Here is a 20,824-nt window from a genome sequence, read left to right on the forward strand (position 1 = left end):
GCACACCAGCGCGCCGACCCTTGCGCACTCAGTAAAGAACGTTTTGCGCCACGGGGGTTTCGATGTTTTCCTTTGTGACCATGACAACACCGGTATCGATGACATCACTGACCAAAGCACCCGACAGGATGTCGGCCACGGCATTTACGCCCAACTCCCCCATCTGGAACGAGCCTTGAACCGCCGTTGCCAGAAGTGTGCCGCTTTTGACCATGTCTTGCAGGTCCGCGTTGCCGTCAAAGCCGATCGCAATCAACTGACCCGCTTTGCCCGCCTGTTCGATCGCGCGGCCCATGCCGATGGCTGTTGGCTCGTTCGCACCAAAGATGCCCACAAGATCGCCGTTCGCCGCCAAAAGATCGGTGGTCTGGTTCAACGCAGTCGCCATTTGTGACTGGGAATACAGCGGCCCAACGATTTCGATGTCAGAGTTTTCGCCGATGTAGTCGACAAAACAACCAACGCGGCCAATCTCGGACCCCACACCCGCAACGTAGGACATCACAGCAACCTTGCCTGTGCTGCCAGCGCTGTCGATCATCAGTTGAGCGGCTTGCTGACCGGCGGCACAGTTGTCTGTGGATAGGAACGCCTGGAAGTACTGTTCGCTGCCTTCGGTCAGGCCACTGTCGATGATCGCGACGGGAATGCCGGATTCATACGCACGCTTGACGACAGGTGCCAAGGCTTCAGGGTCGGAGGGGGCAAGGACGATAGCAGCCACGCCACGGTTGATCGCGTTTTCGACCAATGCAACCTGATCAGCGATGGCAGATTCAGAGGCAGGACCGTTGAAGGTCATTGTGTGCTCGGAGTGGTTTGCAATTGCTGCGGTCGCCCCCTTGTTTACGTTCTGCCAGAAACTGGAGTTCGTGGTTTTGACGATCACCGCGATTTCGCCTGCGGACGCAACGGAGGCTGCGGTTGCAAGAACGCCCGTAACGAGGGCTGTTGTCAGAAGTTTCTTCATGGTTTCCTCCCTTTGAAGATTTTGATTGGTGGTGATTATTTCTTGTTGCGGAACTGATCGATGTAGACCGCTCCGATCACGACGATCCCGATAATGATTTGCTGAATGAAGGCTGAGGTGCCCGCCATATTCAGGCCATTGCGCAGAACGCCGATGATAAATGATCCGATCATGCTGCCGGAAATGCTGCCGACTCCGCCCATCAGGGACGCGCCGCCGATGACAGAGGCCGCGATGGCATCCAGCTCGTACATGACACCTTCGTTTGGCTGCACGGTGACAAGTCGAGACATCAAAACCATGCCCGCAAGCCCGGCCAGCGCACCTGACGCGGTGTAGGCCCAGATCTTTGTGCGCTCGACATTGACGCCGGATAGGCGCGCGGCTTCCTCGTTGGAGCCCACGGAAAAGATGTGGCGGCCGATCTGACGCTTTTGAAGCAGGAACGCGCCCAGGATCGCCATGATCACCAAGAGCACCGCAGGGTAGGGGATGCCCGCAAAGATCACCTTGGGAAACCCATTGGCCTGCATCTCGACGACACGGAAGAACGCGCCATTGCCCAGCGTGCCGAAAGCTTCGCCAAGACGGCTGATCGGGGCGGCACCTGTCAATTGCAACGCAAGTCCGCGCGCGATCATCATCATGCCGAGCGTCGCCACAAATGGGGTGATCCGCATTTTTGTTATGACCAGCCCGTTGACGAACCCGCAGGCCGCCCCGGCCAGGATACCAAGCGCCATCGCCGGCAGGACAGGCAGGCCCGCCTTGATGATCAACCCGGTGACCACCCCAGCCAACGCGAGAACGGACCCGACACTCAGATCGATGCCACCGGTGATGATCACCATGGTCATCCCAATCGCCAGCAAGCCGATCACCGATGTTTGCAGCAAGACAGTCAGGCCATTGTTCACACTCAGAAAGGCAGGGCTGGTAAACGAAAACACTAGGATCAAAAGGATCAGCGTCAGCAAAGCCGAGATTTTGTGCAGCGTTGACCCTGTGGGCAAAAAGCCGAGTTTTGATGTGCCGTCGTTGGCCGCCATTTGGTCTTCCTCCTGTGACAGTCTGGGCCACTTGGGCTTCGAATGTCTTTAATAATAATAAACCGTACGACGCCGAAATTTCGCCGTCAAATGTTTTTAATTTTTTTGAACATCCCGGAAAAGACAGCTATGATGGGGGCGTTGCAGTCAGGACCTGGAGGCCCAATGGCCCGTACAAACACCCGCTTTGTCGAAGCGCATACCGAGATGCTAACCATCTGTGACGAAATGGAAATCGGCGCGCATTTGCCGTCGGAAAATGTGCTGGCGTCGCGCCTTGGAGTCAGCCGGACCGTGGTGCGCAGGGTCTTGGCCGAGCTGGATGAACAGGGGATGATCGCGCTTCAAGGTCGCGAAAAAGTTGTCAGGCGGCGCTCGACCCAGAAGGATCGCGTTGCAGCGCCACCGGTCCTGCTCAACATTGAGGAATTGGAAGGGCGGTTCCTTGATTGGGTGCTGCGTATGGACGTGCCCCCCGGCACCACTTTGAACGTCGCACAATTGGCCAAGGAGTTTTCCGTCGCGACCCACACCCTGCAGGAATTCTTGTCATCCCTCAGCCGGTTTGGCATCGTCGTCCGCCGTCCAAAGGGGGGGTGGGTGCTGCATGGGTTCACCCGTGATTACGCGGTCGAACTGTCAGATTTCCGCACGATGCTCGAGCTTAATTCCGTTGGCCACATCGTCACACTGCCAGAGACCCATGCGATCTGGGCCCGCCTTGATCAGCTTGAGCGCGATCACCGTGATCTGCTTGAGCGGATTGATCAGGACTTTCACGATTTCTCGCAATTGGATGAGGTTTTTCACACAACTCTCAACAATGTGGTGACCAATCGGTTTGTGAAAGAGTTCCAGAAGATCATCTCGTTGGTGTTCCACTATCACTATCAGTGGAACAAATCGGATGAACGTGTCCGCAACGAGAACGCGATCAGTGAGCATCTGGTTTACATTGATGCCCTGCGCAGCCGCGATCTTGGCCGGGCCGAGGCCGCAGCCAAACGCCACCTTGCCACGTCAAAGCAGACGCTGCTGACCTCTCTCCGGCTCAACAGCCACGCCTCCTAAGCTGTCACGAACCGGCGTGCCTGTGTGGAAAGCTCCCTGTGCGCCGCTGCAAGATTGCGCGCGAGTGAGCTGACTTTTCCGGTGCCAAGCAGCACGGAACAAGCGGCGGTTTGGTTTGTAAAAATGCGCCGATCCGTTGCTCGGACAGCCCGCGGCCATACTGCGGGGCGGTGTCAAAATACCGGATGCCCGCAGCCCAAGCGTGTTGCATCACAGCCGTGGCATCCTCGTCGCGCACGACACCGCCGAGGTTGCCAAGGCTGGCACCGCCAAACGCCAAGGACCTGACAGAAACATCGGTTGCCCCGACCCGCTTTGTAGCGATGGCCATCAGGTGCGGCCCTTATTCTGTGCGACAATCGCGGATAGGATGGGCTTTGGTGAAAGATCCCCTTGGGTCGTGGCCCAGTCCAACATCGCTTCGACCCTGCGCGCGACTTTTTGGGCATGGTTTTGCGCAATATCAGCGATCCGGTGGTCGAGGAACGGATTGGAAAACCGCTCGAGGGTTGTGACGACATAGGCGTCGAATGTCTCGGCCAGGTTTGCGGCGACAAGCGCCGGGCGCACCTCATTTGTGAGAACCTCGAGAAGCGTTGCAACCTCATCGGCATCATCCACGAGATGCCGCACAAGCACATCATCGCCACCGGTCTTGCGACGCCACCGGTCCGCAAGCACCGTGTGCCCAAGGTTCAGGACAAACAATTTGAGCGCCTCAATCTCGGCTAGAGACGGCACGATTTTCACGGCGGGATGACGACACGGCAGAATAAGACCGGGTTGATCCTCAATCGCCCACAGCGCGTAGGGTTCAGCCACGGCGCCAGCGGGGTCGAGCGGTTGCGATACGATCCGATCCACCAAGGAATTCACCCAGGTTACATCACGGTCGAGATAGGTGCGAAAGTCAGGCGCATCATCCTGTGCCAACGTCATCACCCGCGCTTTCAGCACCGCACCGTTATTGGCAATCAATTCCATCGGCATAATCTGGATGGGGGCCGCACCAGCGGCGAACCGCAGGCGCAAAAGATGGGTCAGCTTGGCGGGATAGGACATCGCCTGATTAAAGATCGGTTCGCCATCGCAAGCTTGCGGCGCATACCCGGCGTCGCCCGTGTTCGATAGAATAATCTGTGCCTCTTGCATGAAGATTTTTGCAACCTTCCCCCAGTCGGATCCGGTTGAGAGTGTCCGCGCAACGCTTTTCACCTCCAAGGTTTCCTGCACCCGTTTGCCATCGACAAGGCCTTCGATACGCACCGGGTAAGACCCAACCAAAGCGGCCAAACGCGCCGCCCGGCTCGGGTCGCCAGAGCTTTGCACGACCGTGATCGGGCCGACGTCTTGCCCGTCTTCCATAGCCTGTGAGACGAAAAGATCAGCGTGCGCTTGCAAAAACCGGCTCGTGCCGAACTGAAGAATGGGCGTGGCTTGCATGGGATGTCCTTTGATGGGCGCAAAGTGAACTCAGTGCTTTACGTTGGGGTGTTTTTAATTATAGAAAACATAGCAAGTCAACCACGTCGTCTCGGGAACGGCTTATGTCCAATCCGCCTAAAATCGACGCCCACCAGCATTTTTGGCAAATCGCGCGGGGCGACTATGATTGGATGACACAGGACGTCGCTGATATTCGCCACGATTTCCTGCCTGCCAGCATGTCCCCGTTGCTTGAGCAGCACGGGGTTGCGGGGTCGGTCGTGGTCCAGGCGGCAGCCACTGTGGCGGAAACGGAATTCCTTCTTGGCTTGGCCAAAGACACGCCGTTTATCAAAGGCGTGGTCGGTTGAGTTGATCTGACAGACGCTACATGCCCCGACGTGCTCGACCGCTTGATGGCCGCGCCTGCCTTCAAAGGGGTGCGTCCGATGTTGCAAGATATCGAGGACACCGGCTGGATTTTACAGCCCGCAGTGCTGGCCAGTCTGAAAGCTCTCGCCGTCCACGACCTCGCTGCAATCGGGGCCAACCCGCCGTGTGACAGCTGCCATAGGCACACCATGGCGCCACGTGGAAAGGCCGCCAAACACCCCAGATCTACGCCTGCAAAACCGAAAACACCTCCCGAGCGAGCGCACGGACTTCATCCGAGGCCGCGCCGGATTTCTGGGTCTCCATCACACCAAGACCGCACCCCAGCGCTTCGGCATAGATCACTCGGTTTGCCAAGGAGGACTGAAACTGCTTGGCGTCAAGCTCCCCAACCGATTTGGCAACCTGTTCGCCGACCCGGGTGCCAACCCGGGTGCGGTTCATCACAATATACGTTGGCTTTTCGGCCCGGTCCGCCAAATCCAAAAGATCGTGGGTCGCCCAAACGTCAGCCTGACTGACAGAAACCGGCACCAGCACCAGATCTGACTCTCGCAAGACCCAGCGCACATCGCTGTCGGCCTTGGGCGGCGTATCGATCAGGATAATATCGGCCGCGTCACTGAACCCTCGGATCGCGCGCGAAATCCCGTATGCGGTCGCGGTTGCAAACCGGAGGTTTTCGTTCTCGCCCAGCGTCTCTTCGCGAATGTCGAGCCAGCGCCCGAGACTGCCTTGAGGATCGGTATCCAAGAGGGCAACGCTTTTTCCTTCGGCCAGGAAAGCGATTGCCAAATTGGAAACGAGCGTTGTTTTGCCCGCGCCGCCCTTCTGCTGCGCCACACAGATGATTTGACCGCTCATATGGCAGGCCTCCCTGAATACTTCTTCAGCGCAGCTTGCCACTTGGAGGCGTGAAAGGCGATAGACCCAAATCAAGTCTGGTTTGGTCGCATAGATCGCAGCTCGGGGCGAAACTGTTGATGTGACGAACATCATCGCCGGTTAAGCCCCACTGCGGCTCACAAAGGCCAAGGCCAAGCCCAGGGCAACCAGGAACCCGCCACAGGTGCGATCAATCCAAAGCGCGCCCCGATCACTTAGAAACCCGATCGCCCGAGCACCAAGCCCAGCATAGGCAAACATCACCACGACATCGATGGCGATAAATACAAGCGCCAGCGTGACGTATTGAGAGAATAACGGCTGTGACAGCGTAAGGAACTGCGGCAGGAAAGCCGTAAAGAACAGGTATCCCTTTGGATTTGTAACAGCGACCAGAAAGCTCTTTCCGAAGATCGCCACTGCGCCAGCCGGATCGTCCGCCTTGGTTTTTGGCGTCTGGTCTGGAACAGGTCCAAGCGTCCCGGAGGACAGGAGCATTTGGACACCAAGCCATACAAGATAGGCGACGCCAATCGTTTTGACGACGGTGAACCAAAACGCCGAAGCCGCAAGTAGCGCGCCAAGCCCCAGCGCCGCAGCGGCAATCAGAACAGCATCCGACAGCGCGGCGCCCAAAATTCCGTAAGCTGCGCACGTCAAACCGAACTTGGACCCGTTGGTCAAGGCAAGCAGGACAGTCGGCCCCGGCGTCATCACAACGACCAGCGCCATCAGGGCAAAAGTTAAAAGCTCCATCACGTACGCTCCATGTTTTTGGCGGTTTGCGATGTTAAGAGGGAAGGGGGGCGCGTGAGGGAACGCCCCCTCAGGCCGGCCCTTTGCCTTTGGAAGCGGTCAGTGCGATCTCACCGTTCCTCTGGCCGCGCCGATCACCCGCACAAAGATCACAATGGCAGCGATTTGGCCCAGAAGGACTGCGGGCCAGATCAACCCAAACTGCGCATCAAAATACTTTTGCGGCCCAAACGACACCAGCGCCAGCACCCCGGCCAGAAAACTCAGGGCGCGGCCTGTCGGGTTGGCCAACGGCAGCACGATCAGCGCCGCGATGGCGATGGACAGCGAGACCCCAAGGAAGGGGGCAATCCCAAAGAGCGGCGTGGCAACCGGCGGATGCGGTTTGATCCCTGCATAAAGCGCGGACAGCATGATCACCTGCAGCATGATAAGCGATACGAGGGCGGCAGACGCTTGGCGTTCAGGTTGGGTCATTTCACTTCTCCAAAAGCGTATTAGTGGTTACGGTTGTGCTTATCCGTAATTTAAGTTACGGATTATGTCAATCAACTGGAGGCACCAAGTTGCGGGAAGAAAAGCGGTCGTTGCGCCAGAAACAGATCGAAGATGCGGCCTATGAGGTGTTGGAAGCCAAGGGGTATGGCGGCACCTCGATGCTTGGCATTGCCAGACAGGCGCGTGCGTCAAATGAAACGCTTTATAACTGGTACGGCGATAAACAGGGTCTGTTTCAGGCGCTTGTCACCCGCAACGCAGAGGAGGTGAAATCGCACCTCGACTCCGAGCTGAAAACCGGCAACGACGCCCTGTCGATCCTCGGCACGCTTGGCCCGAAACTGCTTGAGCTGCTGACAGGCGACCGGGCCGTTGCCCTGAACCGGGCTGCCGCGGCTGACAGCAGCGGCGAGCTTGGCGCGACACTGTCAAAGGCCGGTCGTGAGGCGGTTTTTCCTTTGCTGGAGCAGGTGCTTTTGCGCGCCAAGCAAGAGGGCCAGCTTACCTTCGAGCATTCTGGCGATGCCGTCGGACTGTACTTGGATCTGTTGATCGGCGACCAGCAGATCAGGCGCGTGATTGGCCGCCTGCCAAGCCCGTCGAAAGCCATTTGCAAAGATCGCTCAGACCGCGCCGTGGCAAATCTCTGCACGTTGCTTGGCAAGCCAGATGATCCTCGCACCGCCACGACAGATGCCAAATTGTGATGGTGTACGTGGAGTGCCCCCATCGGGTGGTCCAGTTTGAATGTTAGTGCATGGTCGGCCTCTGGTCTATTGGCATGATACTTTTTGGCACCGGAGGGCGGTAGCCCAGAGCGCTATGTGGCCTGACCGTGTTATAGTGGCGGCGCCATCTTTCGATCAGGATCCGGGCTTCGCGTAGCGTTTAGAAGACCTCGCCGTTGAGGAGCTCATCGCGGAATCGGGCGTTGAAGCTCTCGCAGTCGCCATTTTCCCAAGGTGAGCCTGGGGCTATCAACGCGGTCTTTGCGCCCACGGTGCCGATCCAAGCGCGCACCTTCTTGGCGATAAATTCCGCGCCATAACACCTTCGGAATGACGCTTTTAAGAGGCTATGACAGCCTGCGCAGCCTTCATATAGCGCAGCAGGTGGTCATAGCCGTGCCTCAGGTCTCTACAGTGGTTTTGCACAAACCACACTGCAAAGGAGACCGACTATGACCGAGACAAGTATTACACAGAACGCGACCATTTTGGTTGCGATCGATATAGCAAAGGCGCGTCATGAAGTTCTGATTGCCATTCCGGGCAAGAAGCGACGCCGTAGATTGACCGTGCTCAGCCAACTGGACGACTTCAAGCGCTTGATTGCATCATTGGCCAGTTACGGACTGCCCGTCCGGGTCGCTTTCGAGGCCACCGGCAATTACCACCGTGCCATAGCTTATCATTTGGCGGCAGCAGGCTTTGAGATGAAGTTGGTCTCTTCGGTGTCATTGGCTCGTACACGTGAGGCCCTTCATAACAGCTGGGACAAGAATGATCCGAAGGATGCCCAAGTTATCCTGCACATGATGGAGATCGGGAACACCCAGTTCTACCATGACCCACTGGCGTGCGGCACCAATGACATTCAGGAACTTTCAAAGACGCATGACATCGTTTCCAAGTCCAAAACCGAACTATGGCACCGCATCCTGACACATTATCTGCCGCTATATTTCCCCGAGGCAGACCGCTTTCACCGTAGTTCACGCGGAGATTGGTTCTTTGCCTTTCTGGAACGTTATCCGTCACCCCATTTGATCTCGGCGATGGATAGGGATGCGTTCATCGCTGAGGCCTGGGATGTCGTGGGCCGTAAAGTTGCAAAAGAACGTTTACTTACAGATATCTACGAGACTGCCAAAACATCTGTTGGCTTGCCTGTCGGCCCAGACTCAGACGCGGTTAGCATGTTCCGTTTGGTTCTCGGTGAGGGGCGCGGCTTAATCGCACAACGCAATCAAATTGAACGCCGCGCCGTCGAACTGCTCCAAGATTTACCTGACTATCAGCTGCTGACATCTGTCCCAGGGATAGGCCCAATCAACGCCCTGACCATACTTGCCGAAGCTGGAGACTTGCGCCGCTTCAATCATCATCGCCAGTTCTTGAAGTTCTGCGGCATGGACCTCGCCACCATCCAATCGGGAACATTCCGCGGCCAGACCAAGCTCTCAAAATACGGCAACGCGCGTTTGCGGCGTACCCTCTGGATGGCCGGACAAGTTGCTATTCTTCAAAAGACGAACAGCTTCCGTGACAAGTTCGAGCGCTACATCGCCAAAGACCGTCACAACACCCATTTGCGCCGCAAGGCGTATACAGCAATCGCCGCGAAGATGGCCCGAACCGTTCACGGGATCATCAAAAACGGTGAACCATATCGCCCCTTCTTAGAGGGGTGATCGACAGCAGTAGGACCTTTCTCTGTAGTTGCCGTGGAGGCAAAATTCTGACCTCGTAGATAATGTTTAGGCCTTCTGCTCAACGACCGAAGATCTCGTCTTAAGGACGGTGAGAGCCGCAACAGCGTACTCTGTGTTTGTTATGGGAGAGACAGTTCGTTGACCAAAACGCCAAACTGGGCCATGCTTCAAACGTGTTGAGACATCTCGATGCGACAATAACCTGATGCCAAATCAGCCAATCATTCCGCGCATAGGACGTTGTCTGATCTTATGAACTCGGGCGGCCCTCGCAGGAGGAACAGATCCGTCAAGGCATCGACCACGTCGACGGAATTGAGCTTACGCCTGACGCGGATCACCAGAGCCTCCTTTGTGAACTCATCGATGATGTTGAGCGTGCGGTATATTCTCCCGTCGTGGGTCCGGTCCTGGACGAAGTCATAGGACCAGACATGATTGGGTCGGTCCGGCCGCAGTCGGACACAGGAGCCATCGGTAAGCCAAAGCCGCCCCTTCTTGGGTTGTTTTTGCGGGACTTTCAGCCCTTCAAGCCGCCAAATCCGTTCGACCCTTTTAGGGTTCACAGGCCAGCCGCTGTCGTTCAACATCCCGGTGGTCATGCGGTACCCGTAGCGTCCGAACTCTTCTGTCCGTGCAATACTGTCCTCGGTCAGCCGTGCTTCGTCCGGCACGCCGCAAGGACCCTTGCGCTGGGTCGAACGAGACTGCCCGAGCGTGCGGCAGGCCCGGCGCTCAGATACGCCAAGGGTCTGCCGCACATGATCAATGCACTGACGGCGGCGGGAAGGGCTTAGAAGTTTCCCCGTGCAGCCTCGGTGAGGATCATCTTATCCAGTGTCAGATCCGACACCGCGCGCCCGAGTCGGGTGTTTCCCGTCTCCAACTCTTTAAGCCGCTTGAGCTGATCGCGGCTCATCCCGCCATAGTCCTTGCGCCTTCGGTAATAGGGTAACCGCTCCGTTGCTACCGCCTGCCTGATTTTGGCGTGATGGGCTAAGACACGTGCATAACGACGTCGTTTGCGACGTGTCTTATGCGGGGGTGTTGATGCGGGGTGAAATTCTTGGACTTGAGCGGCGGCGGCGGTGGAGCGATGAAGAGAAGCTCGGGATCGTCATGTCGGTCGGGATCGATAATGCGACAGTGACGCAAGTTGCGCAGCGCCATGATGTGACACGGCAACAAATTTATGCCTGGCGCCATGATCTGAAGAAGAAAGGGCTTTTGCCGCCGGAGAGCGGCGTGCTGTTCCTTGCTGTCGATATTCCACCCGCGCACCGCGTTCCCGCCATCTCCGAAGCGTCCCCCGGAGCAGAGCCCAAGCCGGTCGAATTGCGTCTACGCAGCGGGCGCTGCCTGCGCTTTGACAGCAACATGGACGCGGCGTTGCTGACGCTGCTGATCCGAGCGGTGGAGGCGGCATGATCGGCCCGGGGACCGGCGTTCGGGTGTATCTGGCCTGCGGCGTCACGGACATGAGGAAGGGCATCGCCGGTCTGGCAGCTCTGGTCCAAGATGTCTTGCGCCAGAAGCCGACAGGCGGTGCGGTTTTTGCCTTCCGGGGGCGCAGGGGCGACCGGCTGAAGCTTCTCTATTGGGACGGTCAGGGGTTCTGCCTCTATTACAAAGTGCTCGAACGCGGTCGATTTCCCTGGCCCGCAGCGACAGAGGGCGCGGCGCGGCTGACCTCGGCGCAGTTGGCAATGTTGTGGGAAGGGATAGATTGGCGTCGCCCGAACTGGGGCGCACCACCGGCTCGAGTTGGGTGAATTATCCGCCTGATTAGCCTTGTTTTTATGGCGCTTCCACTTGCGCCATGGTAGTTGGACGCATGTCAAACCATGTTGTAAATCTTCCTGATGATCCCGCTGTTCTGAAGGCAATGATCGCTGCTTTGCAGGCAGAGAATGCCAAGATATCGGCCACGTTGCGTGTCCATGACCAACTTGTTCAGGCACTGCGTTTGCGGATCGCCAAGCTGCAGAAACTGGCCTTTGGCAAAACGTCGGAAAAGATCGAGCGCGAGATCGAACAATTGGAACTGGCGCTGGAAGACCTGTTGGTCGCTGTCGCCGAAGGGGATGATGACCTCATCGATGAAGGTCAGAATGAGCCAGCACCCGATGAGACGGCAGTTCCGAAGCTCCGCCGTCGTCCGCGCGTCTCTGACGCAACGCCGCGCGAGCGTCGTGAACTCGATCCTGGCACTTGCTGCCCTGATTGCGGTGGTGATTTACGTGTAGTGGGCGAGGATGTCAGCGAACTGCTTGATATGATCGCAGCCCAGATGAAGGTGATCCAGATTGCCCGCATCAAAAAGTCCTGTCGTCGCTGCGAGAAGATGGTGCAGGAGCCCGCTCCAAGCCGCCCGATCCCCGGCAGCATGGCGGGTCCGAACCTGCTGGCCCATATTCTGGTCTCAAAGTTTGACGATCATCTTCCTTTGTATCGCCAGCACGAGATCTTTGCCCGCATGGGCGCAGATATTCCCGAAAGCACGCTTGTCAGCTGGTGTGGACGTGCCATGAAAACCCTCCAGCCGCTTATCGAGCGGATCGAGGCTGATATTATGGGCAGTGATCTGCTGCATGCGGACGACACGCCAATCCGTGTGCTGGACCGGTCCTTGCGCGACAAGGGCCTCGGCAAGGGCGTAAAAAGGGGCCGGATATGGGCCTATGTTCGTGATCAGCGCCCATGGGCGGGTTCAGCGCCACCGGGGGCGATCTATTACTTCGCCCCGGACTGGAAAGAAGAGGATGTTTTGCGGCACCTCTCGGAAGGCTGCGGCATCCTGCAGGCTGACGGTTATAAGGGGTATGCCAAGCTTTATGACCCAGAACCGGACGGAACCACGCGCTTCCGCGAGGCCGCCTGTTGGGCGCACCTGCGACGCGACTTCCATGACGTCTGGGCATCCACCAAATCCGAGATCGCCCGTGAAGCGCTCGACCGGATTGGGGCGTTCTACGATATCGAGCGCGACATCGCAGGCCAGCCTGCCGATCTGCGCCTTGCCGCGCGCCAAAAGCTGAGCAAACCGAAGGTCGAAGCCTTCCTCGCTTGGTCGGAACAACAGCTCCTGCGCATCCCCGGCAAAGGCGATCTCGCCAAGGCATTCCGCTATGGTCTGAGCCGTCAGACGCCGTTCTGCTTGTTCCTTGAGGATGGCCGCGTGGCAATCGACAACAACCCGGCCGAACGCGCCCTGAGACCGATTGGCATAGGCCGCAAAAATTGGCTTTTTGCCGGGGCCGATACCGGTGCGGAAACCCTTGTCCGGGCCATGACGATCGTTGAGACCGCCAAGCTCAACGGCCTCAATCCGCAGGCCTATCTGGCCAACATTCTCGACCGCATCCATGATCACAAGATCAACCGTCTCGACGAATTGCTACCTTGGAATTGGGTGCCCGTTGGAACCGCGCAATCGAAGGCAGCCTGATGGCAGCAGTGACGCATGTTTGCACAATCGCCCACGTCGCGAAAATGCTTGGCGAAGACCAAGACCTCCTCGAGGCAATCATCCGCAACGATGATAATCTGACCTACGGCAGCATCATCCGCATCTATACAGGGCAAGAGGAGGGCATGACTGGCCTCACCGATTACGGCATCGAAGAGCTGGCTGACATGATCAGAGAAGCACGCCTGACAACCCAGACCTGGCACGACTTCCTCGACGACTTTGTCGATGACACCGACCTTGTCGCCCGGATCAAGGCAAAATCACCGCGGTAGCAACGGAGCGGTTACGTAATAGGTCCGAACCGTCACGCCGATCTGACGCACTGAGGTGCCCCTGGATTTGTAGACGCTTTGCTTGGTAATTTTAGAACCAAGGAGAGACGAATATGACCAAGGGAATACGGTTTACAGACGAATTCAAACAGGACGCTGTGGCGCAGGTTGTTGAGCGTGGTTATGCGGTCAGCGAAGTGGCTGAGCGGCTCGGCATCAGCACCAAATCGCTGTACACATGGAAGGCTCAGTTTGCGAAGTCACCACGTGTCAGGGCAGAGGTGGCGGAACAGGCAGCTGAGATCAGACGGTTGAAGCGCGAGTTGGCCCGCGTGACCGAGGAACGTACCATTCTAAAAAAGGGCGTGGCCATTTTCCGCCATTGATGGGATGGATGGCACCGCTTCCGGCATCGCAATGTGCCACATTGGGTGCTCGTAACTTCACCAATGACGGGAGCCATCCATGAATGAGATTACCACGATCGGGGTCGATTTGGCCAAATCTGTTTTCAAGCTTCACGGCGTAGACGAGTCCTGGAAACCGGTCATACGGCGGCAGCTCCGGCGAAGCCAGATGCTGGAGTTCTTCCAGAAACTGCCCAGCTGTTTGGTCGGTATGGAAGCTTGCGCCAGCGCGCATTACTGGGCGCGTGCGCTCATCAAGCTGGGGCATGAGGTTCGGCTGATGCCGCCAAGTTACGTGAAGAGTTACGTCAAGCGTGGGAAGACCGATGGTGAGATGCGACCGTGGCCCCAGTGGGGCCGCGAAAGCGCATCGAACGATGCGGAAGCGATTTGCGAAGCTGTCACACGACCATCGATGCGGTTTGTTCCGGTCAAATCCGAGACGACCCAAGGTCATTTGGTCACCTATAAGGCACGTGAGTTTCTGGTACGTCAGCAAACTCAGATCGTGAATGCAATCCGCGCACATTTAGGGGAATTCGGTGTCGTCATACCCAAGGGCATCCAGAACGTCGGTCGTCTGATCGAAGCCTGTGATAAAACGAGTTTGCCTGCCGCAGCACATAAAGCGCTGAATCTGCTGGCGGATCAACTGATGGATACGCAAAAGAAGATCACGGATCTGACCGCAGATGTGCATGCAGATGCGAACACGAATGAAGCGGCGAAGCGCCTGCAAACAATTCCAGGGGTGGGCCCGATCACAGCCAGTGCGATGGTCGCATCCTTGCCAGAGGTGTCCGGTTTCAAGTCAGGAAGGGATCTTTCAGCGTCATACTGAAAGCATGCCTCTGGCATGACGCTGGGTCTCTCGCCAAAGCCCCATTCCAGCGGGGGCAAGGAACGATTGGGGCGCATTTCCAAAATGGGCAACCGGTACTTGCGACGATTGCTATACCTCGGTGCCATGGCGCAGGTCAGCGCCCGCCGCCGTGGGGAACCTGGCGATGATTGGCTGTGGAAAATCATCCAGCGCAAAAAGCCTAAACAAGCTGCAATCGCGCTGGCCGATCGTACGGCGCGGACGGTCTATGCGCTTTTGAAGAACGAAACGGAATATCGGGCGACCAAAACCGCCTAAACGAAACCGGGGGCCAAGACCTCTGACAGAAAGGCAAGTGCATCGTGAGATGATGGCAAAAAGTGGGAAAATCGCAAAGGACACCCTGTTCGGACCGAAGCGCTTTACAGCGCGCGCCATTGATTGGGACCCAAGCGACCGCGGAATTCATCAGGGCGCGCAGTCAGAGCACTGCAATTCAGACGCCGTATACATGGCCGCAACTGACCGAAAAGCCAAAATCGCAACGAAGAGCCCTTGCCCCGCGGGTGCCATCCATACATGGTCCGAGCGACAATGGACGCGCGCGTACGTCGCGCGCGAGTCTCTGTGAGGTACGCGTTTATTGAGGCTCATCGGGCAGAGTTTTCTGTGCGGTCGATGTGTCGTGTGCTGGCGGTGCATTTCAGCGGTTCTATGCATGGCTCAAAGAACCGTTAAGCCAGCGTGCGCTTGAAGATGCACGGCAGACTGATCTGCTCCAGCGGGCATGGATCGATAGCGGCAAGGTCTATGGATAGCGAAAGCTGACAGATGACCTGCGCGATCAGGGCGAAACCTGTTCTGAGAACCGTGTTGCGCGGTGAGCCAGCTTAGCAGGCATAGCGGCGCAGATCGGTTACAAACGCCGCCCTGGTCGTTATGGCGGCAAGCCTGCTGTTGTTGCCGACAACACACTGGACCGGCAGTTTGAAGTCGATGCACCTGACCGGATTTGGGTGACCGACATCACATATATCAGAACCCATCAGGGCCGGTCATACTTGGCCGTCGTCATCGACTTGTTTTCAAGACGGGTTGTTGGATGGTCGATGCAGTCACGCATGACCACAGATCTCGCCTTGCAAGCATTATTGGCTGCTGTTTGGCGGCGCAAACCAAAGCAAAGGATCATGATCCGCTCCGACCAAGGTTCCCAATTTACTGGCGGGGAGTGGCAATCGTTCCTTGGCAAACACAACTTGGTCGCCAGCATGAGCCGTCGCGGGAATTGCCATGATAATGCCGTCGCGGAAAGCTTTTTTCAGTTGTTGAAACGAGAACGGATCAGGAGGCGGAACTACCTCACACGCGAAGCAGCAAGGCAGGACGTGTTCGATTACATTGAGATGTTTTACAACCCAACGCGCAAGCACACCAACAATGGCATGCTGTCGCCAGTTAACTATGAAACAGAACAGAGAAAAATGTACGACGCAGGCGTATAGAAAATTCGGGGCACCTCAAGGCTCCTTGGCGACGAGCCGCCTGTTGCGCGGTGATCTTGGCGAGTAAGATTTTGGTGCTATCGTCGTTGGAAGTCATGTCTGTGTGGTCCTGCTTCGTTTATATGAAGAGGAAATCGGTTCGCACCTGCGAATTAATGTGCCAGTTTGAATGCCGAGTTCCCTTGTCCGATCGGAAGACGAAAGCAGGCGGTTCTCGGGCGCGGCCGAGGGTCTGGGAGGAGCGGTGTCCTCTTGGTTTGGGTGTGCTACATGGTAGCAACCCGGAATCAAAACCCCCGGACATGGGCGCGCATCCCCGGAAAACGCAGGATATCGTGCAAAACGACAGTCTGGCCAAGCAGAGGTTAAGTAATTGAAAAGTAATGCAGAAGAATCTGCAAGGCTCAGTATCGCGCCGATGATGGATTGGACTGACCGCCACTGCCGGGTGCTGCATCGACGCATCAGCGCGCAGACCTTGCTGTATACCGAGATGGTCACCGCGCCGGCTTTGGTGCGGGGCGGGGCAGTGCATCTGTTGGAGTTCAGCCCCGAAGAACATCCCGTTGCCCTGCAACTTGGCGGCTCCGATCCGCGTGAACTGGCCGAGGCGGCGAAGCTTGGCGCTGATGCAGGCTATGATGAGATTAACCTTAATGTTGGGTGCCCGTCGGACCGGGTGCAATCGGGCACCTTTGGCGCTGTGTTGATAAAGCAGCCCGATCTGGTGGCGGACTGCTGCGCCGCGATGCGCGCGGCGGTCGATGTTGAGGTGACGGTGAAATGCCGCATCGGGGTGGATGATCAGGAGCCGCGCGATGTCTTGCCGGATTTCATCGAGCGGGTGTCGGCCGCGGGGGTGGGGCGCTTTTCGATCCACGCGCGCAAGGCGTGGCTCAAGGGTTTGTCGCCCAAGGAAAACCGCGATATTCCGCCGCTCGATTACCCGCTGGTGCAAGAGATGAAAACCGCCTTTCCGCATCTGCATGTGTCGGTGAACGGCGGCATTGCCTCATTGGCACAGGCGCGGGAATTCCTCGATGCCGGCATGGACGGAGTGATGATCGGGCGCGCGGCCTATCATCAGCCGTGGGATATTCTGGGCGCGGCCGATGCGGAGGTGTTTGGTGCGAAACCGCCGCTCGCCGGGCCGCAGGCGGCGGTGTTGGCGATGGTGCCATATATCGAGGCGCACCTTGTCAGCGGTGGTCGGCTGCACCAGATCACACGCCACATGCTGGGGCTGTTTGCCGGGCGTCCGGGCGCGCGCAACTGGCGGCGGGTTCTGTCGGAGGGGGCGAGCCGCAAAGGGGCGGGGCCGGAGCTTGTTTTGCAGGCATTGGCGGAAGTTGACGGTCTCGCGGTGCACGCGGACTGAGCAGTGCTTTCCCTTGCGGCGGGCGCGGTGTATGGCTGCGCGAAACCCGTGCAGGAGATGCCGAAATGCCCGATACCATGTTGCTGATACAGATGTTTATCCTGCTGGTCGTGATCGGCGGATTTGCCGGAGTATTGGCGGGGCTTTTGGGCGTTGGCGGCGGGATCGTGCTGGTTCCGGCGTTCTTTTATGCGTTTCAGACCTTGGGGTATGACGGTCCGCAGTTGATGCAGATGTGTCTTGCGACCTCGCTGGCGACGATCATCGTCACCTCGCTTCGGTCGGTGATGAGCCACAATCGCAAGGGCGCTGTGGATTGGGAAATCTTGCGCACCTGGGCCCCCGGGATCGCGGTTGGCGCGATCATTGGCGTCTTTGTGGCCTCGTCGCTGCGGTCGGTGACGTTGCAGGCGCTGTTTGGCGGGCTGGGGATCGTGATCGGGCTGTATCTTGGCTTTGGTCGCGCCCATTGGCGGCTGGGCGAGGCGATGCCCAAGGGGCTGGCGCGGGCGGTGATCTCGCCGATGGTCGGGCTGTTATCAACACTGATGGGGATCGGCGGCGGCAGCTTTGGCGTGCCGCTGATGACGCTGTACAACACGCCAATCCACCGCGCGGTGGCGACAGCGGCGGGCTTTGGCGTGCTGATCGCGGTGCCGTCTGTGGCGGGGTTCTTGCTGCTCGAGATCGACCCGGCGCATCGGCCGCCGTTTACACTTGGCGCCCTTAACCTTGTGGCATTTGCCATCGTGATTTCGATGACGCTGATGACCGCGCCCTTGGGCGTTAAGATTGCCCATGCGATGGACCCAAAGCCGCTGAAACGGGTGTTTGCGGCGTTCCTCGTGCTCGTCGCGCTGAATATGCTGCGCAAGGTGTTTTGGGGTTGAGGGCTCTGGTTGTGTCGCGGTGATACTTTAACGGCTTGCGGTTGTTTCGCGCGCGAAACGGCACAGAACGCTGCGTTTGCAATTGGTTAACCCTGATTTCCCAGTGTCGCCGACCGGGGTGAAGGGCGCAATTTTGCCATTTCCCGAACCGAAACAATCCCAATTCCGCCAAATTCGCCCCCAATTGCCCCGCTAGCGTGAGCATGAGGCAAACTGGAGCGACCGATGCTGGACATGTTTATGCTATTGGGAACCGGACTGGCGGCGGCAGGGATCGCTGGCATGACCGGAATTGGCACCCAACCCGTGGAAGCCGACAGCGCAGAGCTGTCGCACTCCGAACAGGACGAATATCAACTGGGCGATGATTACCAGGGCGGCGAGGGCGAAGACCTTCTGAGCCAGGTGCGCCGGATGGGCGAAGCGCTCACCGCCGCGAGCTTTCAATCGCTGGGCGGCGGCGGGGCGGATGCGCCGTCTGAGACCGAGTCTGCAGAGTTCGCGGCAGAGGATGCGGGCGACGATTGGGAGCTCCCAGAGCAGTTTGACGAGGTCGAATTGACCGACGAGACGCCGGTAGATGCGCTCGATATGGCAGATGAGCAGGCCGAGGCTGCGCTCGATCTGGAAGTCGAGGGTACTGACGCTGCGGCTGATGAGGCGGTGCAACCGGTTGTTTCGGCTGGGGATGCTTCGGAGGCAGATGAAACCCAATCGATCATGGCCTCTGTTGCGCAGATGGTCGGGGACACCGAGGCGGACGGTGCCCTCGAAACCGATGGCAAGGATGGCGCCGAAGAGTTGACCCTCGCCCAAGCTGACGAGGGTGACGAGGGCAACGCGGTGTTGGCGTTCGAGGACGATGAAGATGAAATCCCGACCATCACCGATTTCGCGGCGGGGGAGGAGCAATTGCTGCTGCTGCTGCCCGAGGGCATGTCGAGCGACACCGCCATTCGGATCGAGCCGACCGGCGCGACGGGCGCAGATGCGGCTGTGGTGTTGGAAGACGAAATGGGCAGCTTGACCGCCGCCGTGATCATGGGCGGCTATGGCACCGTCAGCGCCAGCGACATTGCGCTGGAGAGAGACGCCTGATCCGTCACTTCGTAACCTGCCTCATTGACGTTGAATGCCGCGGCTTGCCTGCGGCATTTCTCGTTTTTATACAGGAGTTTACGGCGATGAAGCTTGCAAGGCGATGCCGCATGTAGTGGTGCAGACATAGGCGAGGCAAGACGGTTTTCGGATGCGATTTGCTCTGCGCCAGACTTTTTTAACGTTTCGGATATATCTTGTCCGAGTCAGTCTCTGCGCCCGTGTCGCGCTGGATTGAAATCGGGGACCGAACGGGCGGTACGCGCACCGCGTTCGGAACAGTAGGATACCATTTCCAAAGGTTGGAAATGGTGGGCGACCCTGGAATCGAACCAGGCGTGCGTCTCCGCGAGGGAGTTACAGTCCCCTGCCACACCTTGCGGCCTGTCGCCCACTGTGTGGCGCTGATTAATGATGGCGGCATAGGAGGTCAAGGCGGAAATCAGGTAAAATCAACATGGCCCCATCTTTTCTTGCGGGCGGCGATTTTGGCGGCTATGCGCCCGGTGGAAGAGCCGGCGCAAGAGCCGCAGCTTTCACAAGGCTGCAGGCGCTCACAGTGAGCTGCACAGGCTTGTGCAGGCGGCACAGGCTTGCGGAGAAGACACAGGCTTGCGCAGGCGGCACCGGGCCGCCATTGTCGCGCGCAACGAAAGGACAGGCCATGAAGAAACCCAAGTGGGTCGTCGAGAAGGAACAGTCCAAGCGGGCGGCCGCGGCCGAGACCGTCTGGCTGTTTGGCATCCATGCGGTGCGCGATGCGCTGGAGAATCCGGCGCGCGAAAAGCTGCGGCTGATCGTGACGCGCAATGCCGCTGACAAGCTGGCCGAAGCGATTGGCGTCAGCGGGTTGGAGCCCGAGATGGTGGAGCCGCGCAATTTCAACGCGCCGCTGGATCCGCAATCGGTGCACCAGGGGGCCGCGCTTGAGGTTAAGCCGCTGAGCTGGGGCAGCCTTGAGGATGTGGCGCTGGCGGATGGGCCGGGGGCGCAGCGGCTGGTGCTGCTCGACCGGGTGACCGATCCGCACAACGTCGGCGCGATCCTGCGATCGGCCGAGGTGTTTGGCGCGCGGGCGGTGATTGCGCCGCGCCACCATTCGGCGCCCGAGACCGGAGCCTTGGCAAAGACGGCGAGCGGTGCGTTGGAGCGTCAGCCCTATTTGCGGGTGCGCAATCTGGCCGACACCATCACGGCGTTGCAGGAGATGGGCTATATCGTGCTGGGGCTTGCGGGCGAGGCCGAACAGACGATGGAGCAGGCGCTGGAGGGCAAGACCGACAGGCCGGTGGCGCTGGTTCTCGGGGCCGAGGGGCCGGGGCTGCGCGAGCGTACACGCGAGACCTGTGATGCGCTGGTGCGGATCGATTTCGCCGGGGCGTTTGGCTCGCTGAACGTGTCGAATGCCGCCGCTGTGGCGCTGTATGCCAGTCTGGAGCGGGGCGGGGCGACCGGCTGAGGGCTTTCAATTCGCGGCTGGGTGCTTACCTCAAGGGCC

At 58.5% G+C, this 20,824-nt stretch carries 18 protein-coding genes, 1 tRNA gene and 6 pseudogenes; 15 read left to right on the forward strand and 10 right to left on the reverse strand.

Annotation, left to right across the window (positions count from 1 at the left end):
• Window positions 1-28: 28 nt before the first annotated feature.
• Both ACW9UO_RS17105 and ACW9UO_RS17110 read right to left on the reverse strand, forming a co-directional pair.
• Window positions 29-970 (reverse strand): ABC transporter substrate-binding protein, encoded by a 942-nt coding sequence (locus ACW9UO_RS17105; RefSeq protein ID WP_457086971.1) that lies wholly within the window; start codon window positions 968-970, stop codon window positions 29-31.
• A gap of 35 nt (window positions 971-1,005) precedes the next feature.
• A complete protein-coding gene (locus ACW9UO_RS17110; protein ID WP_457086972.1) occupies window positions 1,006-2,019 on the reverse strand; it encodes an ABC transporter permease in 1,014 nt (337 codons plus the stop codon).
• A gap of 165 nt (window positions 2,020-2,184) precedes the next feature.
• Here ACW9UO_RS17110 and ACW9UO_RS17115 point away from each other — a divergent pair, with 165 nt between their 5' ends.
• Entirely contained in the window at window positions 2,185-3,090 is a 906-nt protein-coding gene (locus tag ACW9UO_RS17115; protein WP_457086973.1) for a GntR family transcriptional regulator, read from the forward strand.
• 4 nt (window positions 3,091-3,094) lie between these two features.
• Here the strand turns inward: ACW9UO_RS17115 and ACW9UO_RS17120 are convergent, their stop codons facing one another.
• Window positions 3,095-3,421 (reverse strand): aldo/keto reductase, encoded by a 327-nt coding sequence (locus tag ACW9UO_RS17120; RefSeq protein ID WP_457086974.1) that lies wholly within the window; start codon window positions 3,419-3,421, stop codon window positions 3,095-3,097.
• Window positions 3,421-4,533, reverse strand: coding sequence for a mannitol dehydrogenase family protein (locus tag ACW9UO_RS17125; RefSeq protein ID WP_457086975.1), 1,113 nt, complete (start codon window positions 4,531-4,533; stop codon window positions 3,421-3,423). The genes ACW9UO_RS17120 and ACW9UO_RS17125 overlap by 1 nt, the downstream gene beginning before the upstream one ends.
• 104 nt (window positions 4,534-4,637) lie before the next feature.
• On the opposite strand from ACW9UO_RS17125, the gene ACW9UO_RS17130 reads away from it, so the two are divergent.
• Window positions 4,638-4,886 carry a hypothetical protein gene (locus ACW9UO_RS17130; protein ID WP_457086976.1) on the forward strand — a complete coding sequence of 83 codons (249 nt, stop codon included), beginning with the start codon at window positions 4,638-4,640 and terminating at the stop codon, window positions 4,884-4,886.
• 247 nt (window positions 4,887-5,133) lie between these two features.
• On the opposite strand, the gene parA is transcribed toward ACW9UO_RS17130, so the two are convergent.
• The 3 genes from parA to ACW9UO_RS17145 all read right to left on the reverse strand — a co-directional run bounded on the left by parA (window position 5,134) and on the right by ACW9UO_RS17145 (window position 7,026).
• On the reverse strand, window positions 5,134-5,772 hold the full coding sequence (gene parA, locus ACW9UO_RS17135; RefSeq protein ID WP_457086977.1) for a ParA family partition ATPase: 639 nt from the start codon (window positions 5,770-5,772) through the stop codon (window positions 5,134-5,136).
• A gap of 141 nt (window positions 5,773-5,913) precedes the next feature.
• The gene (locus ACW9UO_RS17140; RefSeq protein ID WP_457088683.1) at window positions 5,914-6,549 is read right to left on the reverse strand and encodes a LysE family translocator; all 636 of its coding nucleotides are present in this window, start codon (window positions 6,547-6,549) and stop codon (window positions 5,914-5,916) included.
• Window positions 6,550-6,648: 99 nt separating this feature from the next.
• Window positions 6,649-7,026, reverse strand: a complete 378-nt coding sequence (locus tag ACW9UO_RS17145; RefSeq protein ID WP_457086978.1) for a hypothetical protein — start codon at window positions 7,024-7,026, stop codon at window positions 6,649-6,651.
• Between the two features lie 89 nt (window positions 7,027-7,115).
• Here ACW9UO_RS17145 and ACW9UO_RS17150 point away from each other — a divergent pair, with 89 nt between their 5' ends.
• Window positions 7,116-7,754 carry a TetR/AcrR family transcriptional regulator gene (locus tag ACW9UO_RS17150; protein ID WP_457086979.1) on the forward strand — a complete coding sequence of 213 codons (639 nt, stop codon included), beginning with the start codon at window positions 7,116-7,118 and terminating at the stop codon, window positions 7,752-7,754.
• 43 nt (window positions 7,755-7,797) lie between these two features.
• On the opposite strand, the pseudogene ACW9UO_RS17155 reads toward ACW9UO_RS17150, so the two are convergent.
• A pseudogene (locus tag ACW9UO_RS17155) lies at window positions 7,798-8,091 on the reverse strand (integrase core domain-containing protein); the annotation flags it as partial.
• 136 nt (window positions 8,092-8,227) lie between these two features.
• Between ACW9UO_RS17155 and ACW9UO_RS17160 the strand changes: the two are divergent.
• Window positions 8,228-9,519: pseudogene (locus ACW9UO_RS17160) on the forward strand (IS110 family RNA-guided transposase).
• 201 nt (window positions 9,520-9,720) lie between these two features.
• On the opposite strand, the pseudogene ACW9UO_RS17165 reads toward ACW9UO_RS17160, so the two are convergent.
• A pseudogene (locus ACW9UO_RS17165) lies at window positions 9,721-10,457 on the reverse strand (IS3 family transposase); the annotation flags it as partial.
• A gap of 74 nt (window positions 10,458-10,531) precedes the next feature.
• Between ACW9UO_RS17165 and tnpA the strand changes: the two are divergent.
• The 10 genes and pseudogenes from tnpA to ACW9UO_RS17215 all read left to right on the forward strand — a co-directional run bounded on the left by tnpA (window position 10,532) and on the right by ACW9UO_RS17215 (window position 19,326).
• Window positions 10,532-10,909 carry an IS66-like element accessory protein TnpA gene (gene tnpA / locus ACW9UO_RS17170; protein WP_457085816.1) on the forward strand — a complete coding sequence of 126 codons (378 nt, stop codon included), beginning with the start codon at window positions 10,532-10,534 and terminating at the stop codon, window positions 10,907-10,909.
• Window positions 10,906-11,253 carry an IS66 family insertion sequence element accessory protein TnpB gene (tnpB, locus tag ACW9UO_RS17175; protein ID WP_457085817.1) on the forward strand — a complete coding sequence of 116 codons (348 nt, stop codon included), beginning with the start codon at window positions 10,906-10,908 and terminating at the stop codon, window positions 11,251-11,253. The genes tnpA and tnpB overlap by 4 nt, the downstream gene beginning before the upstream one ends.
• 62 nt (window positions 11,254-11,315) lie before the next feature.
• Complete coding sequence (gene tnpC / locus ACW9UO_RS17180; RefSeq protein ID WP_457086980.1) at window positions 11,316-12,929, forward strand: IS66 family transposase; 1,614 nt, start codon at window positions 11,316-11,318, stop codon at window positions 12,927-12,929.
• On the forward strand, window positions 12,929-13,225 hold the full coding sequence (locus ACW9UO_RS17185) for a hypothetical protein (protein WP_457085819.1): 297 nt from the start codon (window positions 12,929-12,931) through the stop codon (window positions 13,223-13,225). Before tnpC ends, ACW9UO_RS17185 begins: the two co-directional genes overlap by 1 nt.
• Before the next feature lie 113 nt (window positions 13,226-13,338).
• A pseudogene (locus ACW9UO_RS17190) lies at window positions 13,339-13,590 on the forward strand (transposase); the annotation flags it as partial.
• Between the two features lie 100 nt (window positions 13,591-13,690).
• Window positions 13,691-14,773: pseudogene (locus ACW9UO_RS17195) on the forward strand (IS110 family RNA-guided transposase).
• Window positions 14,774-15,058: 285 nt separating this feature from the next.
• Window positions 15,059-15,960: pseudogene (locus ACW9UO_RS17200) on the forward strand (IS3 family transposase); the annotation flags it as partial.
• Between the two features lie 418 nt (window positions 15,961-16,378).
• Complete coding sequence (dusA, locus tag ACW9UO_RS17205; RefSeq protein WP_457086981.1) at window positions 16,379-17,338, forward strand: tRNA dihydrouridine(20/20a) synthase DusA; 960 nt, start codon at window positions 16,379-16,381, stop codon at window positions 17,336-17,338.
• Between the two features lie 65 nt (window positions 17,339-17,403).
• Complete coding sequence (locus ACW9UO_RS17210) at window positions 17,404-18,228, forward strand: sulfite exporter TauE/SafE family protein (RefSeq protein ID WP_457086982.1); 825 nt, start codon at window positions 17,404-17,406, stop codon at window positions 18,226-18,228.
• 225 nt (window positions 18,229-18,453) lie between these two features.
• Entirely contained in the window at window positions 18,454-19,326 is an 873-nt protein-coding gene (locus ACW9UO_RS17215; RefSeq protein WP_457086983.1) for a hypothetical protein, read from the forward strand.
• A 309-nt stretch (window positions 19,327-19,635) separates the two neighbouring features.
• Here ACW9UO_RS17215 and ACW9UO_RS17220 read toward each other — a convergent pair.
• Window positions 19,636-19,719 (reverse strand) — tRNA-Tyr (locus ACW9UO_RS17220).
• Window positions 19,720-19,990: 271 nt separating this feature from the next.
• Between ACW9UO_RS17220 and rlmB the strand changes: the two genes are divergently transcribed.
• Window positions 19,991-20,785, forward strand: coding sequence for a 23S rRNA (guanosine(2251)-2'-O)-methyltransferase RlmB (gene rlmB, locus ACW9UO_RS17225; protein ID WP_457086984.1), 795 nt, complete (start codon window positions 19,991-19,993; stop codon window positions 20,783-20,785).
• Window positions 20,786-20,824: the final 39 nt, after the last annotated feature.

This window comes from Marinovum sedimenti (assembly GCF_054052205.1).

Bases quoted from the DNA above. Each gene is read 5' to 3' on its own strand.
- ACW9UO_RS17105 (WP_457086971.1), bottom strand. From the start codon at position 970: ATGAAGAAACTTCTGACAACAGCCCTCGTTACGGGCGTTCTTGCAACC.
- ACW9UO_RS17110 (WP_457086972.1), bottom strand. From the start codon at position 2,019: ATGGCGGCCAACGACGGCACATCAAAACTCGGCTTTTTGCCCACAGGG.
- ACW9UO_RS17115 (WP_457086973.1), top strand. From the start codon at position 2,185: ATGGCCCGTACAAACACCCGCTTTGTCGAAGCGCATACCGAGATGCTA.
- ACW9UO_RS17120 (WP_457086974.1), bottom strand. From the start codon at position 3,421: ATGGCCATCGCTACAAAGCGGGTCGGGGCAACCGATGTTTCTGTCAGG.
- ACW9UO_RS17125 (WP_457086975.1), bottom strand. From the start codon at position 4,533: ATGCAAGCCACGCCCATTCTTCAGTTCGGCACGAGCCGGTTTTTGCAA.
- ACW9UO_RS17130 (WP_457086976.1), top strand. From the start codon at position 4,638: ATGTCCAATCCGCCTAAAATCGACGCCCACCAGCATTTTTGGCAAATC.
- parA (WP_457086977.1), bottom strand. From the start codon at position 5,772: ATGAGCGGTCAAATCATCTGTGTGGCGCAGCAGAAGGGCGGCGCGGGC.
- ACW9UO_RS17140 (WP_457088683.1), bottom strand. From the start codon at position 6,549: ATGGAGCTTTTAACTTTTGCCCTGATGGCGCTGGTCGTTGTGATGACG.
- ACW9UO_RS17145 (WP_457086978.1), bottom strand. From the start codon at position 7,026: ATGACCCAACCTGAACGCCAAGCGTCTGCCGCCCTCGTATCGCTTATC.
- tnpA (WP_457085816.1), top strand. From the start codon at position 10,532: ATGCGGGGTGAAATTCTTGGACTTGAGCGGCGGCGGCGGTGGAGCGAT.
- tnpB (WP_457085817.1), top strand. From the start codon at position 10,906: ATGATCGGCCCGGGGACCGGCGTTCGGGTGTATCTGGCCTGCGGCGTC.
- tnpC (WP_457086980.1), top strand. From the start codon at position 11,316: ATGTCAAACCATGTTGTAAATCTTCCTGATGATCCCGCTGTTCTGAAG.
- ACW9UO_RS17185 (WP_457085819.1), top strand. From the start codon at position 12,929: ATGGCAGCAGTGACGCATGTTTGCACAATCGCCCACGTCGCGAAAATG.
- dusA (WP_457086981.1), top strand. From the start codon at position 16,379: ATGATGGATTGGACTGACCGCCACTGCCGGGTGCTGCATCGACGCATC.
- ACW9UO_RS17210 (WP_457086982.1), top strand. From the start codon at position 17,404: ATGCCCGATACCATGTTGCTGATACAGATGTTTATCCTGCTGGTCGTG.
- ACW9UO_RS17215 (WP_457086983.1), top strand. From the start codon at position 18,454: ATGCTGGACATGTTTATGCTATTGGGAACCGGACTGGCGGCGGCAGGG.
- rlmB (WP_457086984.1), top strand. From the start codon at position 19,991: ATGAAGAAACCCAAGTGGGTCGTCGAGAAGGAACAGTCCAAGCGGGCG.